At 73.1% G+C, this 13,957-nt stretch carries 13 protein-coding genes, 2 pseudogenes and 1 riboswitch; of the genes and pseudogenes, 4 read left to right on the forward strand and 11 right to left on the reverse strand.

Going from position 1 to position 13,957, the window contains the following annotated elements; all coding sequences use genetic code 11:
• Positions 1-42 precede the first annotated feature (42 nt).
• From ACTWP8_RS07780 to ACTWP8_RS07810, 7 genes are all read right to left on the reverse strand, one after another.
• On the reverse strand, positions 43-315 hold the full coding sequence (locus tag ACTWP8_RS07780; RefSeq protein WP_443316621.1) for a phosphoribosyl-ATP diphosphatase: 273 nt from the start codon (positions 313-315) through the stop codon (positions 43-45).
• A 48-nt stretch (positions 316-363) separates the two neighbouring features.
• Positions 364-849, reverse strand: a complete 486-nt coding sequence (gene ribH, locus ACTWP8_RS07785) for a 6,7-dimethyl-8-ribityllumazine synthase (RefSeq protein ID WP_443316620.1) — start codon at positions 847-849, stop codon at positions 364-366.
• Positions 850-900: 51 nt separating this feature from the next.
• Positions 901-2,205 (reverse strand): bifunctional 3,4-dihydroxy-2-butanone-4-phosphate synthase/GTP cyclohydrolase II, encoded by a 1,305-nt coding sequence (locus tag ACTWP8_RS07790; protein ID WP_443321399.1) that lies wholly within the window; start codon positions 2,203-2,205, stop codon positions 901-903.
• Positions 2,202-2,849, reverse strand: a complete 648-nt coding sequence (locus tag ACTWP8_RS07795) for a nicotinamide mononucleotide transporter family protein (protein WP_443321400.1) — start codon at positions 2,847-2,849, stop codon at positions 2,202-2,204. The genes ACTWP8_RS07790 and ACTWP8_RS07795 overlap by 4 nt, the downstream gene beginning before the upstream one ends.
• On the reverse strand, positions 2,846-3,475 hold the full coding sequence (locus ACTWP8_RS07800; RefSeq protein ID WP_443321401.1) for a riboflavin synthase: 630 nt from the start codon (positions 3,473-3,475) through the stop codon (positions 2,846-2,848). Before ACTWP8_RS07800 ends, ACTWP8_RS07795 begins: the two co-directional genes overlap by 4 nt.
• 1 nt (position 3,476) lies before the next feature.
• Positions 3,477-4,589 carry a bifunctional diaminohydroxyphosphoribosylaminopyrimidine deaminase/5-amino-6-(5-phosphoribosylamino)uracil reductase RibD gene (gene ribD, locus ACTWP8_RS07805; protein WP_443321463.1) on the reverse strand — a complete coding sequence of 371 codons (1,113 nt, stop codon included), beginning with the start codon at positions 4,587-4,589 and terminating at the stop codon, positions 3,477-3,479.
• 180 nt (positions 4,590-4,769) lie between these two features.
• A riboswitch (FMN riboswitch) is annotated at positions 4,770-4,900 on the reverse strand.
• 396 nt (positions 4,901-5,296) lie between these two features.
• Entirely contained in the window at positions 5,297-6,679 is a 1,383-nt protein-coding gene (locus tag ACTWP8_RS07810; RefSeq protein WP_443321402.1) for an ROK family transcriptional regulator, read from the reverse strand.
• Between the two features lie 108 nt (positions 6,680-6,787).
• Between ACTWP8_RS07810 and ACTWP8_RS07815 the strand changes: the two genes are divergently transcribed.
• The gene (locus ACTWP8_RS07815) at positions 6,788-8,044 is read left to right on the forward strand and encodes an MFS transporter (RefSeq protein ID WP_443321403.1); all 1,257 of its coding nucleotides are present in this window, start codon (positions 6,788-6,790) and stop codon (positions 8,042-8,044) included.
• Here ACTWP8_RS07815 and ACTWP8_RS07820 read toward each other — a convergent pair.
• Both ACTWP8_RS07820 and ACTWP8_RS07825 read right to left on the reverse strand, forming a co-directional pair.
• Positions 8,010-8,255 (reverse strand): hypothetical protein, encoded by a 246-nt coding sequence (locus ACTWP8_RS07820; RefSeq protein ID WP_443321404.1) that lies wholly within the window; start codon positions 8,253-8,255, stop codon positions 8,010-8,012. The genes ACTWP8_RS07815 and ACTWP8_RS07820 overlap by 35 nt on opposite strands.
• 280 nt (positions 8,256-8,535) lie before the next feature.
• Positions 8,536-9,399: a helix-turn-helix transcriptional regulator gene (locus ACTWP8_RS07825; protein WP_443321405.1), complete on the reverse strand. Its 864-nt coding sequence runs from the start codon at positions 9,397-9,399 to the stop codon at positions 8,536-8,538.
• Positions 9,400-9,530: 131 nt separating this feature from the next.
• Between ACTWP8_RS07825 and ACTWP8_RS07830 the strand changes: the two are divergent.
• The 3 genes and pseudogenes from ACTWP8_RS07830 (at position 9,531) to ACTWP8_RS07840 (ending at position 11,199) form a co-directional block, all read left to right on the forward strand.
• Positions 9,531-10,065 (forward strand): annotated as a pseudogene (locus tag ACTWP8_RS07830) (NAD(P)H-binding protein).
• 138 nt (positions 10,066-10,203) lie between these two features.
• Positions 10,204-10,398 (forward strand): annotated as a pseudogene (locus tag ACTWP8_RS07835) (MFS transporter); the annotation flags it as partial.
• 111 nt (positions 10,399-10,509) lie between these two features.
• Positions 10,510-11,199: a DUF5995 family protein gene (locus ACTWP8_RS07840; protein WP_443321406.1), complete on the forward strand. Its 690-nt coding sequence runs from the start codon at positions 10,510-10,512 to the stop codon at positions 11,197-11,199.
• Between the two features lie 57 nt (positions 11,200-11,256).
• Here ACTWP8_RS07840 and ACTWP8_RS07845 read toward each other — a convergent pair whose 3' ends face one another.
• A complete protein-coding gene (locus ACTWP8_RS07845; protein ID WP_443321407.1) occupies positions 11,257-12,960 on the reverse strand; it encodes a flavin monoamine oxidase family protein in 1,704 nt (567 codons plus the stop codon).
• Between the two features lie 51 nt (positions 12,961-13,011).
• Positions 13,012-13,812 (reverse strand): carbon-nitrogen hydrolase family protein, encoded by an 801-nt coding sequence (locus ACTWP8_RS07850; protein WP_443321408.1) that lies wholly within the window; start codon positions 13,810-13,812, stop codon positions 13,012-13,014.
• Positions 13,813-13,957: the final 145 nt, after the last annotated feature.

Genomic DNA, 13,957 nt, shown 5'->3' on the forward strand with positions numbered 1-13,957 from the left:
TGCTGGGGTGGTTCCGGTACGAGCCTGGGCGCTTTGCGGCGCTCAGAGATGAGCGTATACGTCGTCGAGCGAGATCCCCCGGGCCACCATCATCACCTGAAGGTGGTAGAGCAGCTGGGAGATCTCCTCGGCGGTACGGTCGGCTCCCTCGTACTCTGCGGCCATCCACACCTCGGCCGCCTCCTCGACGACCTTCTTGCCGATCGTGTGCACGCCCTTGCCCACCAGCTCGGCGGTGCGGGACGTGCCGGGGTCGCCGGTGGCGGCCTTGTGCTGGAGCTCGGCGAAGAGCTCCTCGAAAGTCTTGTTCGCCATGGTGGCCCTAGCCTACGGGGTCGCGGGACCCGCTCTCCGCCCGGGCGCTCACCGCCAGGGCTCCGACACCGAGCGCAGCAGGGCCGCGGTGGCGACGGCGGCGGTGGCCGCCTCGTCGCCCTTGTCCTCCGTCGAGCCCTCCAGGCCGGCCCGGTCGAGGGCCTGCTGCTCGTTGTCGCAGGTCAGCACGCCGAAGCCGACGGGGACGCCGGTGTCGACCGAGACCTGGGTGAGGCCCTGGGTGACGCCCTCGCAGACGTAGTCGAAGTGCGGGGTGCCGCCGCGGATGACGACGCCGAGGGCCACGATCGCGTCGTAGCCGCGCCCGGCGAGGACCTTGGCGACGACCGGCAGCTCGAAGCTGCCCGGCACGCGCAGCAGCGTCGGCTCGTCGATGCCCAGCTCGTGCAGCTTGCGCATGGCGCCGTCGACGAGGCCGTCCATCACCTTCTCGTGCCACTGCGCCGCGATCACGGCCACGCGCAGGTCGCGGCAGTTCTTCACGGTCAGTTCTGGGGCGCCCTTACCGCTCACGTCTCTCCTTGGTGCTGTTCTGTGCTGGTGGTTCGGTTCTTGCCGGGGGGTTCACTGGTTGCTGCAGGCCGAGACGCGCTCGGCGTCCAGCCACGGCAGGTCGTGCCCCATCCGGTCCCGCTTGGTGCGCAGGTAGCGCAGGTTGTGCTCGCCGGCCTTGACGGGCATCGGCTCGCGTCCCGTGACGCGCAGCCCGTGCCGGATCAGGGCCTCGCTCTTCTCCGGGTTGTTGGTCATCAGCCGCAGGCTGCGCACGCCGAGGTCGGCCAGCATCTGGGCGCCCGCCACGTAGTCGCGGGCGTCGGCGGGCAGGCCGAGTTCGAGGTTGGCGTCGAGGGTGTCGCGGCCGCGCTCCTGCAGCTCGTACGCGCGCAGCTTGGACAGCAGGCCGATGCCACGCCCCTCGTGCCCGCGCAGATAGATGACCACGCCGCGCCCCTCGGCGGTGACCCGCGCCAGGGACGCGTGCAGCTGCGGACCGCAGTCGCAACGCAGCGAGTGGAAGATGTCGCCGGTCAGGCACTCGGAGTGGACCCGGACCAGGACGTCCTCGCCATCGCCGATCTCGCCCTGGACGAGGGCGATGTGCTCGACGCCGTCGACGGTGGAGCGGTAGCCGTACGCCCGGAAGTCACCGAACTCGGTCGGCAGCCGGGTCTCGGCCTCGCGCCGTACGGTCGGCTCCGCGGCCTTCCGGTACGCGATGAGGTCCTCGATGGAGATGATCGCCAGGCCGTGCTTGCGAGCGAAGGGGACCAGCTCGGGCAGCCGCATCATGGTGCCGTCCTCGGCGGCGATTTCGACGATCGCGGCGGCGGGGCGCAGGCCCGCGAGGCGGGCGAGGTCGACGCCGGCCTCGGTGTGGCCGTTGCGGACGAGCACGCCGCCGGGGCGGGCGCGCAGCGGGAAGATGTGGCCGGGGCGTACGAAGTCGCCGGGCGCGCTGGTGGGTTCGGGCCCGGTGCCCGCGGCCAGGAGGCGGAGGGTGGTGGCCCGGTCGGCCGCCGAGATGCCGGTGGAGACGCCGTGCTCGGCGGAGGCGTCGACGGAGACGGTGAAGGCGGTCCGCATCGACTCGGTGTTCTCCTCGACCATCTGCGGCAGGTCGAGCCGGTCGAGGTCGTCGCCTTCCATGGGCGCGCAGATCAGGCCGCGGCACTCGCTCATCATGAAGGCGACGATCTCGGGGGTGGCCTTCTCCGCCGCGAGGATGAGGTCGCCCTCGTTCTCGCGGTTCTCGTCGTCCACGACGACGACAGGCCGCCCGGCGGCGATCTCGGCGATCGCGAGTTCGACGGGGTCGAGCCGCAGCTCCTCCTCGTCCCCGACGTCGTACCAGCTCTGCAGTGCGGTCATGCCGCTGCTCCTTCCAGGGCGGGCCCCGCGCTGCGCGTGCGCAGCCACCAGGCGCGCATGCCCCACAGCACGAGGACGAAGTAGACGACGTAGACGAGGCCGGAGAAGGCCAGTCCGCTGCTGAACGCGAGCGGTACGCCCACGAGGTCGACGAGAATCCAGGCGAACCAGAACTCGACGAGGCCGCGGGCCTGGGCGACCATCGCGGCGAGGGTGCCGACGAAGATGTACGCGTCGGGCCAGGGGTTCCAGGACAGTTCGGGGATGGCGGTGAAGAGGCCGCCGACGGTCAGCGTGCCCGCGGCGGTGGCGGCGGCGAGCACCCCGCGCTCCCGCCAGGTGGCGAACCGTACGGCGATCTCCCCGCCTTGGTCGCGGCGGCCGCGCTGCCACTGGAACCAGCCCCAGAGCGCGACGCCGATGACCAGGAGTTGCTTGCCGACCCCTCCGCTGAGCTGCGCGGACGCGTAGGCGGCGACGAGGATGACACCGGCGAGGAACTGGGTGGGCCAGGTCCATATGGAGCGGCGCCAGCCGAGCGCGAGGGCGATCAGGCCGATGGTGTTGCCGATCATGTCGGACCAGATGACGCGCTGGTCGAAGGCTTCGAAGGCCTGTCCGTTCAGCCAGTCGAGGGCGCTCACTTGGCGGTCTCCGCGGTGGCACTCGCGGCAGGGCCCTCGCCCGTGGCGAGCATCCGCTCCACGTACTTGGCGATCACGTCGACTTCGAGGTTGACCGGGTCGCCGGGCTCCTTGATGCCGAGAGTGGTGAGGGCGAGCGTCGTGGGGATCAGGCTGACGGTGAAGTAGTCGGGCCCGGCGTCGACCACGGTGAGGCTGATGCCGTCGACGGTGATGGAGCCCTTCTCGACGACGTACCGGGTCAGGTCGTCGGGCAGCGAGATCTTGACGATCTCCCAGTGCTCGGCGCGCTTGCGCTCGACGATGGTGCCGGTGCCGTCCACGTGGCCCTGGACGAGGTGGCCGCCGAGGCGTCCGCCGAGCGCCATGGGGCGTTCGAGGTTGACGCGGGAGCCGGGGGCGAGGGCGCCGAGGCTGGAGCGGTTCAGGGTCTCGGCCATCACATCGGCGGTGAACTCGCCGCCGCCGAAGTCGACGACGGTGAGGCAGACGCCGTTGACGGCGATCGAGTCGCCGTGCTTGGCACCTTCGGTGACGATCGGGCCGCGCAGTCGGAAGCGGCTGGCGTCGCCGAGGTCGTCGATGGCGACGACCTCACCCAGTTCTTCGACGATTCCGGTGAACACGTCAGCTCTCCTCGGAGGAAGGGGCGGTGGCGGAGGCGGTGGGGACGGCGGTGATACGCAGGTCGGGGCCGAGCCGGGCGGTTTCGGTCACGTCGAGCCGCAACGCCTGTGCGATCGTGCTGATTCCGGCGTCGGCGAGCGCGGCCGGACCCGCGCCGAGCAGTGCGGGGGCGATATAGCCGACGACCCTGTCGACGGCGCCCACGGCGAAGAACGCCCCGGCGAGGGTGGGACCGCCCTCCAGCAGCACGGAGCGCACCTCGCGCTCGTGCAGGGCATCGAGGAGGGCGGGGATGCTCAGGCCCCGGCGTCCGAGGGGCGCGCGCGGCAGCCGTACGACCGGGGCGAGGCCTTCCAGGGGCGTGGCGTCGGCGTCCTCGGCGACGGCGATCAGGGTCGGTGCCGTGCCGTCGAGGACGCGGGCGCCCGGCTTGACGACGGCGGCGTTGCTGTCGACGACGACCCGCAGCGGCTGCGTGATCTCGGAGTCCAGCAGGCCGGACTCGCGGGCGCGGGCGCCGAGTTGGGGGTCGTCGGTGCGGGCGGTGCCGGAGCCGACGACGACCGCGTCCGCCTGGGCACGCAGCCGGTGCACATCGGCGCGGGACTCCCGCGAGGAGATCCAGCGGCTGGTGCCGTCGGCGGCGGCGATCCGGCCGTCGAGGGTGGCGGCGTACTTCCAGAGCACGAAGGGGCGGCCGCGGCGTACGGAGGTGAGCCAGGCGATGTTGCCCGCCTCGGCCTCGTCGGCGAGCAGCCCGCCCTCCACGTCGATCCCGGCCGCGGCGAGCGTGGCGGCGCCACCGGACGCGACGGCGTGCGGGTCGGCGACGGCGTAGACGACGCGGGCGATACCGGCGTCGGTGAGCGCCTGGGCGCAGGGGCCCGTACGGCCGGTGTGGTTGCAGGGTTCGAGGGTGACGACGGCGGTGCCGCCGCGGGCCCGGTCCCCCGCGTCACGCAGGGCCTCGATCTCGGCGTGCGGGCCTCCGGCGCGCCGGTGCCAGCCTTCGCCCGCAATCTGTCCGGCGGCGTCGAGGATCACGCACCCGACAACGGGGTTGGGGCTGGTGGATCCGAGACCGCGGGCCGCGAGCGCGACGGCGCGGCGCATCGCGTCGGCTTCGGCCGTAGTGGTGGCCACCGGGTCCTCCTGCCTCTTCGGGCACGGACTCCGGGGCTGTCGAGATGACATGAGCGGGAACAGCGCATCGGGGACGCCGAGGCCGGATCGTACGGACTGTCCGCGGTAACGGACGGACCGCCGGGGCGGCGGCGCACCGGTGCTTGCCCGCCGCGCACTGCCTCCCATCCGGACTTTAACCGTCGGTCCAGGAGTTTCACCTGGTCAACCGGCCGCTGGATGCGGACGGGTCGCGGACTTTAACCGCCGGTTCGGAGTTTCACCGACCCCGGAGTGCGCTGACGTCACTGGTACGCGTCCAGTCTGCCACGGTCGGTCGGCGACCATGCGGGCGGGGGCCTGTGGGCTGCCTCACAGCCCGCAGCCCGGACGTCACCCGGTGCGACGGAGCCGCCCGGTGCGACAGAGCCGCCCGGTGCGACAGAGCCGCCCGGCTCGCCCGCACTGGCCGGAACAGGTCCGCCACCGCATCGAACCCGCTCGCGTCCATGAAGGCGAGGAGCTGCTCCGCCGCGGCCGTCTCGGCGGTAGCCCGTCTCTCCCGCTGCCGTTCAGGCCGCAGGGACCGCGTGGCCCGACCACGGCGCGCATCGCGGCGTCCACCCGGCCCGCGGCTGCTTCGCCCACGCCATGGGCGTTCAGGTTCCCGAAGGGGGTGGTGCCGCCCGCCTGGGCGGTTACCGGCCGCCCGTCGTGAACAGCGCGTCCTGGGCCGCGTCCATGGCGGTCACGACCGCGCCGCGGAGGACCCCGCCCCCGCCGACCGTGCCCGCTCGGACCTCGGTGGGCAGCGGGGACAGCCGGACGAGGTGCTCACCCACCCGCCGCGCGAGGTCATCGCCGCCCGCGCGGCCCGTCTCGCCGCCGAGGACCACGCAGCCCGGGTCGAGGACGGCCGCAACCGCGGCCGCGCCCAGGGCGATACGGGCCGCCAGCGCGTCGAGAAAAGCCTCGCCGCGCTCCCCCGCGGCCCTCGCGGCCCGTACGGTCGCGGCTGCCGCCGAGGCATCGTCGTCCGCACCATCGCCACCCGGCCGTTCCAGGGCGGGTGCGTGGGAAGAGCGCGCCGAAGACGCGGTCGGGACGTCCGCCGCCGCGGCGTCGGAGGACGGACCGGGCGCAACTGACATGCCCGCCAGGGGCGTTGCTCCGGCTCCGTTCTCGGCGGCGGGCCCGCGGCTTCCCTGCGCGGCCGCCCCCAGCCCGTACTCGCGTGCCAGCGCGCACACCGCCGCGCTGCCCGTCAGTGAGTGGAACCCCCCTTCGCACCCCGTCGCGCTCGGCAGACCGCCCGTGCCGGGCACCGGCAGGAAGCCGATCTCGCCGGTGCCGCCCGAGGCACCCCGGCGCAGGCGGCCGTCGAGTACGACGGCCGCGCCGACGCCGTGGCCCAGCCACAGCAGCGCGAAGGTGTCGCGGTCGCGGGCGGCACCGAGCCGCTGTTCTGCGACGGCGGCGAGGTTGACCTCGTTCTCCAGCAGCACGGGGATGCCCAGTCGGCGGCGCAGTTCTGCGACGAGCTCGCCGTGCCAGGCCGGCAGGGTGCCGGTGACGCGGAGGGCTCCGGTGGCGGGGTCGACGAGGCCGGGCGCGCCGACGCCGACCGTGTGCAGCTCCGGCGCCCCGGCTTCGGCCGCCGTGCGTTCCAGCAGGGCGGCCGCGCTCTCGACCGTCAGCGCCTTGTCTCCCGCCGGGTCGACCGGCAGGGACGCCTCGGCGAGCGTGCGCCCGAGCAGGTCGGCGACCGAGACGGCCACCCCGCGCGTACGGACGTCCACTCCGGCCAGGTACGCGCGGTCGGCGACGATCCCGTACAGCCGGGCGTTGGGGCCGCGGCGCTCCGCGCCCGCCTCGCCCACCACCGCGATCAGCCCGGCGCCCTGCAGCCGTTCGACCAGATCGGCGACGGTCGGCCGGGACAGCCCCGTCAGCACCTTGAGCCGGCCGGCCGTCAGCGGGCCCTCCTCCTGAAGCAGCCGCAGGGCCAGCCGGTCGTTGATGGCCCGGGCCGTGCTCGGAGAGGCGGTGCGGCCGGCCGGGTGCACGCGTGTCGGTGTCACGCCCGGATCCTTTCAGATGCTGCCCCGTGGGCGGCTATCTATCAGGCAGGGTCCCTGATAGTTTGCAGGTTTTGACGGGCCGGGGTGCTGTCGGGGAGGACTGGCTGTATGGAGAGCACGGGCGCCACGGGTGGAGCGGGGGGCCGGAGCGCCTTCTCCGAGCAGCGGCTGCGCCGGGCGCGCGTGGCCGTGGCCGCCGTCTTCGCCGTTCACGGCGCGGTCACCGGCAACTTCGCCACCCGCATCCCCTGGATCCAGGACCACACCGGCATCGGCGCAGGCGAGCTCGGCATCGCCCTCGCCTTCCCGGCGATCGGCGCATCCGTGGCGATGCCGCTGGCGGGGCGGATCAGCCACCGCTTCGGCGCGCGGGCCGCGCTCCGCGGGCTGCTCGCGCTCTGGACGGCCGCGCTCGCCCTGCCCGCCTTCTCCCCCAACCTCCTCGCGCTGTGCGGTGCGCTCTTCGTCTTCGGCGCCACGGCCGGTATGTCGGACGTCGCGATGAACGCGCTGGGGGTCGAGATCGAGGAGCGGCTCGGCCGGTCGATCATGTCGGGGCTGCACGGGATGTGGAGCGCGGGCGCGCTGGCGGGCTCGGCGGCCGGTACGGTCGCGGCCCACGCCGATCTGGACGCCCGCGCCCATCTGGCCATCGCGGCGGCCGTCCTCACCGCGCTCGGCGCGATCGCCTGCCACGGCGTGCTCGACCTGCGCAGCGCCCCAGACGAGCACCCGCCGCCCCGCTTCGCGCTGCCGCCGAAGTCCGCCCTGGTCATCGGCGCGGTCGGGTTCTGCGCGGTCTTCGCGGAGGGCGCGAGCCTGGACTGGTCGGCGGTCTATCTGCGCGACTCCCTCGGCACCTCCGCGGGCCTGGCCGCCGCTTCCACCACCGCCTTCGCCTGCACGATGGCGGCGGCGCGGCTGGCGGGCGACGCGGTGGTGGAGCGCTTCGGGCCGGTACGGACCGTGCGCGCAGGCGGCGTCTTCGCGACGGCGGGCGGCGTGCTGGTCGTGACGGCCGTGCACCCCGTGATGGCCATGGGCGGCTTCGCGCTCATCGGTCTCGGCGTCTCCGTGGTCGTCCCGCTGGCCTTCGCCGCGGCGGGCCGGAGCGGTCCCGCTCCGAGCCAGTCGATCGCGGGGGTCGCCACCATCACGTACACCTCCGGCCTGATCGCCCCCTCCGCGATCGGCTCGATCGCCGACGCCACTTCGCTCACGGCGTCGTTCGGCCTGGTCACGGTGCTGGCCTTCGGTCTTGTGGTGGGCGCGGGGGTGCTGCGCTCGGCGGGGCGGAGCGCCGCGTCGGCGGGCGTGGCGGGGCGGGGTGCTAGCCGCGCTGAGGCTCCTTCGGGCCGTCCGTGACGTCGTCCTCGCGCTCGTCGTCCGATCCGGGGCTCCGCGGTTCGGCGTTCAGCGGGCAATCCGGGTTCTCGCACGGCCCCGGTTCCCAGACCGGGACGTACGCGCCGAAGACCTTGCGCCGCTTCGTCGCCACCGCCGGTACCGGCTGCTTGCACACGGGGCAGGTGAAGCTGGCGGAACTCCAGCCCTCGTGCTCCTCAACACTGCCCATATATCAACCGTAGGCCCGGCTTCACCGCATTGCCAGGGACATGCAGGCGCTCGCAAACCGGGTGCGAAGCGGCTGGTCGGCGGCGGCGGTGCGTGGGTCGGGGCCGGGGCGGGGTGGTCCCTCTGGGGCTGCATGATTTACGGGCCGGCACGGTTGTTCGCCCTCTGCGAGTCCGTCGCAAGCCGGCCCACAAATCACCCTTTACGCCCCTGCCGGGACCACCCCGCCCCGGCCCCTTCCGCCGTCTCGTGTCTGCGGCCCGCCGAGTGCCCCACCGATCTCAGAAGTGCTCTTGCGCGGACGCGGGGCTGCCGAGGTCCTGGAGGCCGACTACGCGCAGCAGGCGCAGCCGCTCGTACGACTCGCTGCCGGGGCGAGCGGAGTAGATGATCAGCCACTGGTCGTGCTCGCTGCTCAGCAGCACCTCGCAGTCCAGTTCGAGCAGCCCGACCACGGGATGGCGGAACCGCTTCACCGCCGAGCGGCGCACCGCGACCTCGTGCTCGTCCCAGAGCGCCGCGAACTCCTCGCTCGCCGCGCGGAGTTCGAGCACGAGGCCGGTCACCCGCGCGTCGTCGGGGCGGGCGGCGAGCACGGACCGGAGGTTCGCCACCTGCGAGCGGCCGAGCTCGTCGTGGTCCTCCGGTGGGAACAGCTCGCGGGCGCCGGGCTCGGTGAACCAGCGGCGGACGATGTTCCGCCGCGCGGCGGGCCGGGACGAGACGTCCCCGGTCAGCGCCTTCGCCATGGCGTTCTGCGCGAGGACGTCCCCGCAGTCGCCTACGACCTGGGCCGGGGTGTCGTCGAGCCGGTCGAGCACCAGCAGCAGCCCGGGGCGTATGTGCCCGCCCGCGCGCCGGTCTCGCGGGGGCTCCTCCCCCGCCAGCAGGAAGAGGCGGTCGCGCTCGTCCTCGGTGAGCCGCAGGCCGCGGGCCAGGGCGCTCAGCATCTGCCGGGACGGGCGCGGGCCGCGCCCCTGCTCGAGCCGCGTGTAGTAGTCGGTGGACATCCCGGCGAGGTGCGCGACCTCCTCTCGGCGCAGTCCGGGCGTACGGCGCCGCGGTCCCTCGGCCAGGCCGACGTCGCCCGGGGCGAGGCGGGCGCGGCTGCGTCGCAGGAAGTCGGCGAGTTCGGTGCGGTCCATGACTTCAGGATCGCCGGGCGGGTGGCGCGCAACCAGGGACTGCCGGTCCCGGGATCGGCGGGTCTCTCCCGCCGGGTCCCGCACGGTCGCAGGCTGGGCGCGAGAGGCAGGGCAGGAGTGAGGAGAGCGCGATGACGGTGCTGATGACAGGGGCGACGGGCCAGGTGGGGCAGCGGTTCGTACCGCGGCTGCTGCAGTGGCTCGGCGGGGAGGAGGCCGTACGCGTCCTGGTCCGCGACCCGGCGCGCGGCGAGCCGTTCGCGGCGCGGGGCGCGCAGGTGGTGGTGGGTGGTCTGCGCGAGGAGGCCGATGTCCGCAAGGCGGTCCGCATCTGGCGCAGGCGATCCGGTGGGCGGGCGGCTGGGCCGGGCATCAGCGGCTGCACATGGTGCACCACGCGGATGCGACGCGGGGCCTGCTGCGGCTGCTGCGCGCGCCCGCCACCGTGTCGTCCGCGGGACGCGCGTACAACATCGCCGACGACGCCCCGTCACGGCGGTCGAACTGCATGCCCTGAACGGCCTGCCGGTGCCGGACGGTATGGCGGACCGCCCGCTCGCGGACCCGTGGGAGGGCGTGGTGGCGACCACCCGCATCACCGACGAACTGGGCTTCCGGCCGCTGTATCCATCGGTGTGGTCGGCCCGCGCGGCAGGGGCGCTGTGACGGGGCGGACCCACGGGCCCGGCATTGCGCGTCAGCCGTCCTGCTGCGGGCGCCGGTGGGGCTGCCGTTCGCAGCGGCCGTGGCGCTGGCCGCGGTTTTCTTCGTCCCGTCCGCCGCGGGCGTGCTCGCGAACGTGTCCCCCGCCTCGCTGTGGAGAGCGTGCCTGCCGAACGTGCCGCGATGGGCTCGGGCGCCAACAACACCGCCCGGTACATCGGTTCCGCGGCCGGGGTCGCGCTCACCATCGCCGTCGCGACGTCGTCCGGCGGGGATCTGGCGCACGGCACGGACCTGGCGCCGTCCTACGGGAGCGGTCCCGGCCGCAGTGACTGAGGGCGCGCTCCGCGCGCCCCCCTTGCTTCACCACGCATCCGATTACGCCGTTCCGGTCATCCGGCGCGCTGCACCCCGTACTTCTCCGAAGTACCCTGCCACCCTGAGCGCATGACGACGACTCGGCACCCGACTCCGCTGGCGGACCTGCACCACGTGGCGGAGCGGATGCGCGCGATCGGCGCCGCGCTGCCCGAGCAGGACGGCGTCGCGGTCTTCAACCGGGTCTACCTGGCCGTCACCGAGGAGATCACCCGGCGTGAGTCGGAAGGTTTCTTCAAGGACCCGCAGGCCGCCTCCGAGCTGGCGGTGCGCTTCGGCGCCCGCTACCTCGCCGCCGTCGACGCCGCCGCGGCCGGTCAGCGGCCCCCGGCCTGCTGGCGGCCGCTGTTCCAGCAGCGCCGCCACCCGGGCGTACGCCCGCTGCAGTTCGCGCTGGCCGGCGTCAACGCCCATGTCGGGCACGATCTCGCGCTGGCCGTGGTCGACACGTGCAGCAGCCTCGCCTGCGGCCCCGATTCGCTGGAGACGGACTTCGAGCGCGTGGGCGATGTGCTGGCCGCGCTGGAGGAGCGGATCCGCGAGGACCTGATGCCGGGGCCCGATCTGCTGGACGTCGCCGATCCGCTCACGCACCTCGCGGGGTCGTGGAGCCTGGACCGCGCACGGAGCGCCGCGTGGGCGGCGTCCCGCGTGCTGTGGGGTCTGCGGCATACGGACGACCTGTACGGGGAGTTCGCGGAGCGGATCGACGAGGGGGTCGGCCTGGTCGGCCGCTTCCTGCTCACGCCCCTGGGCTGAGCGCGCAGGCGCGCTTGAGATCCTCGTAGAAGGCACTGTCGAGGCGCACCGGGGTGCTCAGTCCTCGGGAAGCTCCACGGGCGCGATGCTCTCGTACACGTCCCCCGGGCCCGGGTTGGCCGCGTCCGCGCTGCCGCCGAAGTGATTCATCACGCCCCACACCGCGTTCAGCGCGGTCTGCACCGCGCCCTCCGCCCAGCCCGCGGTCCAGGAGATGTCGTCGCCCGCGAGGAAGATGCCCCGCTTGTCCTCGGGCAGCCGGTCCTGCATGAAGTGCGTGAACAGGCGGCGCTGGTAGCGGTAGTGGCCCGGCAGGTTCGCCTTGAACGCGCCCATGAAGTAGGGCTCGTTCTCCCAGGAGACGGTGACCGGGTTGCCGATGATGTGCTTGCGGATGTCGACCTTCGGATAGATCTCCGACAGCGACTTCAGCATGACCTCCATCCGCTCGTTCGCGTTCAGTGGCAGCCACTTGAGGCTGTCGTCGCACCACGTGTACGAGAGGCAGATGACGGCGGGCTTGTCCGGCCCGTTGTCCAGGAGGTACGTGCCGCGGGTCATCCGGTCGGTGAGCGTCATGCTCATCACGTCCCGGCCCGTGTCCTCGTCCTTGTCGAGCCAGAACGGCCGGTCGACCGGCACGAACAGCTTGGACGACTCCATGTAGTGCGTGCGCTCCATCGCCGTCCAGTGGTCGATGGGGAACAGCGCGTCGTCGCACTCGATCTTGCTGAGCAGCATCCAGCTCTGCGCGGTGAAGACCGCCGCCCGGTACGTACGGATGTCGCCGCTCGCGTCGGTGACGGTGATCCGGTTGCCCGCGGTGCGGTGCAGCCGGGTCACCGCCGGGCGCGGCTCGCCGCCGTGCAGCGTGGCCAGCGACGTCCCCTGCGCCCAGTGCACGATCTTCTCCGGCTTCCGCTCCCACAGCCGCAGCGGAAGCTGCTGGCTGCCGCCGACGATGCCGCGGTGGTCGTCGTCCGCGCCGGTGTAGACGACGCGCAGGATCTCCAGGATGGAGTTGGGAAAGTCGGTGTCCCAGCCGCCGGTGCCGAAGCCGACCTGACCGAAGATCTCCCGGTGCCGGAAGGACTTGAAGGCCGGGGAGTCGCACAGGAAGCCGTAGAAGGTCTGGTTGTCCAGCTTCTCCACCAGCTGCGACCAGATCTCGCGGATCTTCGGGACGTCGCGCTCGCGCAGCGCGCGCTGCATCGCGGAGAAGTCGGCGCCCTCCTCCAGACAGGCGTTCCAGGCGTTCATGACCTGGGTGTAGACCTCGGGCAGGTCCTCGACCGTGCGGGCGTAGTGCGACTCGCCCTTGAGGTCGACCACCGTGGACGGGGTGCCGGGCGCCAGCGGGTTGGGGAAGGGCGTGGTCTCCAGGCCGACCAGGTCGATGTAGTGCTGGAAGGCGGTGGAGGACGGCGGGAAGCGCATGGCGCCCATCTCGGCCGTCAGCTCCCCGTCGCAGCCCTCGAAGCCGACCGTACGGAGCCGGCCGCCGATCTTGTCGGCCTCGTAGACGACGGGCTTGAGGCCCATCTTCATCAGTTCGTACGCGGCGATGATGCCGGACAGGCCGCCGCCGACGACCGCGACCTCGGTGCCGTGCTCGGTCGCGGGTATCGAGCCGAGCCCGGCCGGGTGGGCGAGGTAGTCGTCGTAGGCGTAGGGGAAGTCCGGGCCGAACATGGTGATCGGCGGCTGCTCCTGGGCCTCGGCGTGCTGCTCGTCATGGACGGCGGTGGGCACGGACGTCATCGGCTTGGCTCTCCTTGCGGGACATGCGGGCGGTGCGGCGGGTGAGGAGGCTCAGACGAGGGAGCCGTACAGCTCGGGCCTGCGGTCGCCGAGGTAGGTGTTCTCGGCGCGGGAGGCCTTGAGGAACTCGGGATCGGCGTCGGCGACGACCAGGTCCTCGGCGGTGCCCGCGCGGGCGCGCGCGGTCCCGTCGGGCGCGGCGAGGCAGCTCAGCCCGGTGAAGTCGAAGTCCCCTTCGGGGCCGCAGCGGTTGGCGTACGCGATGTAGAGCTGGTTCTCCCAGGCGCGGGCCGGAAGCACGGTCTCGGCGACGATCTCGTACGGGCGCATGAGCGCGGTGGGGACCAGCAGCAGCTCGGTGCCGGCCAGCGCGTGGGCCCGTACGGTCTCAGGGAACTCCACGTCGTAGCAGATCAGCAGCCCGACCCGGACGCCGTCCACGCCGGCCTGGACGACGGGCTCGTCGCCGGGCGTGAAGTAGGTCGTCTCGAACTCGCCGAAGAGGTGGGTCTTGCGGTAGTTCGCCAGGCGGGAGCCGTCGGGGCCGATCAGCTGGGCCGAGTTGTAGAGGGCGCAGCCGTCGCGCTCGGGGTAGCCGTACGCGATGGCGAGGCCGTGCTCGGCGGCGATCTCCGCGACGCGCCGGGCGCCGGGCCCCTCCGCGGTCTCCGCCAGATCGGGCAGGGCACTGCCGACGGCGTAGCCGGTGAGGAACAGCTCGGAGGTGAGCAGCAGGCCTGCGCCGGCGCGGGCGGCCCTGCGGGCGGCCCCGTCGAGCGCGGCGAGGCTGTCCTCACGGGAGTGCGGGACGCCGCCGGGGCCTTGGAACAGCGCGGTGCGCAGCGGCGCCATGGAACCTCTTCGCGGTGGACGTTGCGGGCATTTCCGGGGTCTCCACGACGGTACGATCCGCGGTCGCGGGCGGACAAGGCGCGTCCATTGCGCACCGGTGGGCGATGTGTTGCGCGATGTCCGGCACCTGCGGCGAATTGTTGTC

It is taken from the genome of Streptomyces sp. 7N604 (assembly GCF_052245475.1).
Lineage (GTDB): Bacteria > Actinomycetota > Actinomycetes > Streptomycetales > Streptomycetaceae > Streptomyces.

Excerpts from the sequence above, each read along its gene's own strand:
- ribD (WP_443321463.1), bottom strand. The coding sequence starts at position 4,589 with ATGCGCCGCGCCGTCGCGCTCGCGGCCCGCGGTCTCGGATCCACCAGC.
- ACTWP8_RS07825 (WP_443321405.1), bottom strand. The coding sequence starts at position 9,399 with ATGGACCGCACCGAACTCGCCGACTTCCTGCGACGCAGCCGCGCCCGC.
- ACTWP8_RS07845 (WP_443321407.1), bottom strand. The coding sequence starts at position 12,960 with ATGACGTCCGTGCCCACCGCCGTCCATGACGAGCAGCACGCCGAGGCC.
- ACTWP8_RS07820 (WP_443321404.1), bottom strand. The coding sequence starts at position 8,255 with ATGGGCAGTGTTGAGGAGCACGAGGGCTGGAGTTCCGCCAGCTTCACC.
- ACTWP8_RS07850 (WP_443321408.1), bottom strand. The coding sequence starts at position 13,812 with ATGGCGCCGCTGCGCACCGCGCTGTTCCAAGGCCCCGGCGGCGTCCCG.
- ACTWP8_RS07780 (WP_443316621.1), bottom strand. The coding sequence starts at position 315 with ATGGCGAACAAGACTTTCGAGGAGCTCTTCGCCGAGCTCCAGCACAAG.
- ACTWP8_RS07840 (WP_443321406.1), top strand. The coding sequence starts at position 10,510 with ATGACGACGACTCGGCACCCGACTCCGCTGGCGGACCTGCACCACGTG.
- ACTWP8_RS07790 (WP_443321399.1), bottom strand. The coding sequence starts at position 2,205 with ATGACCGCACTGCAGAGCTGGTACGACGTCGGGGACGAGGAGGAGCTG.
- ACTWP8_RS07815 (WP_443321403.1), top strand. The coding sequence starts at position 6,788 with ATGGAGAGCACGGGCGCCACGGGTGGAGCGGGGGGCCGGAGCGCCTTC.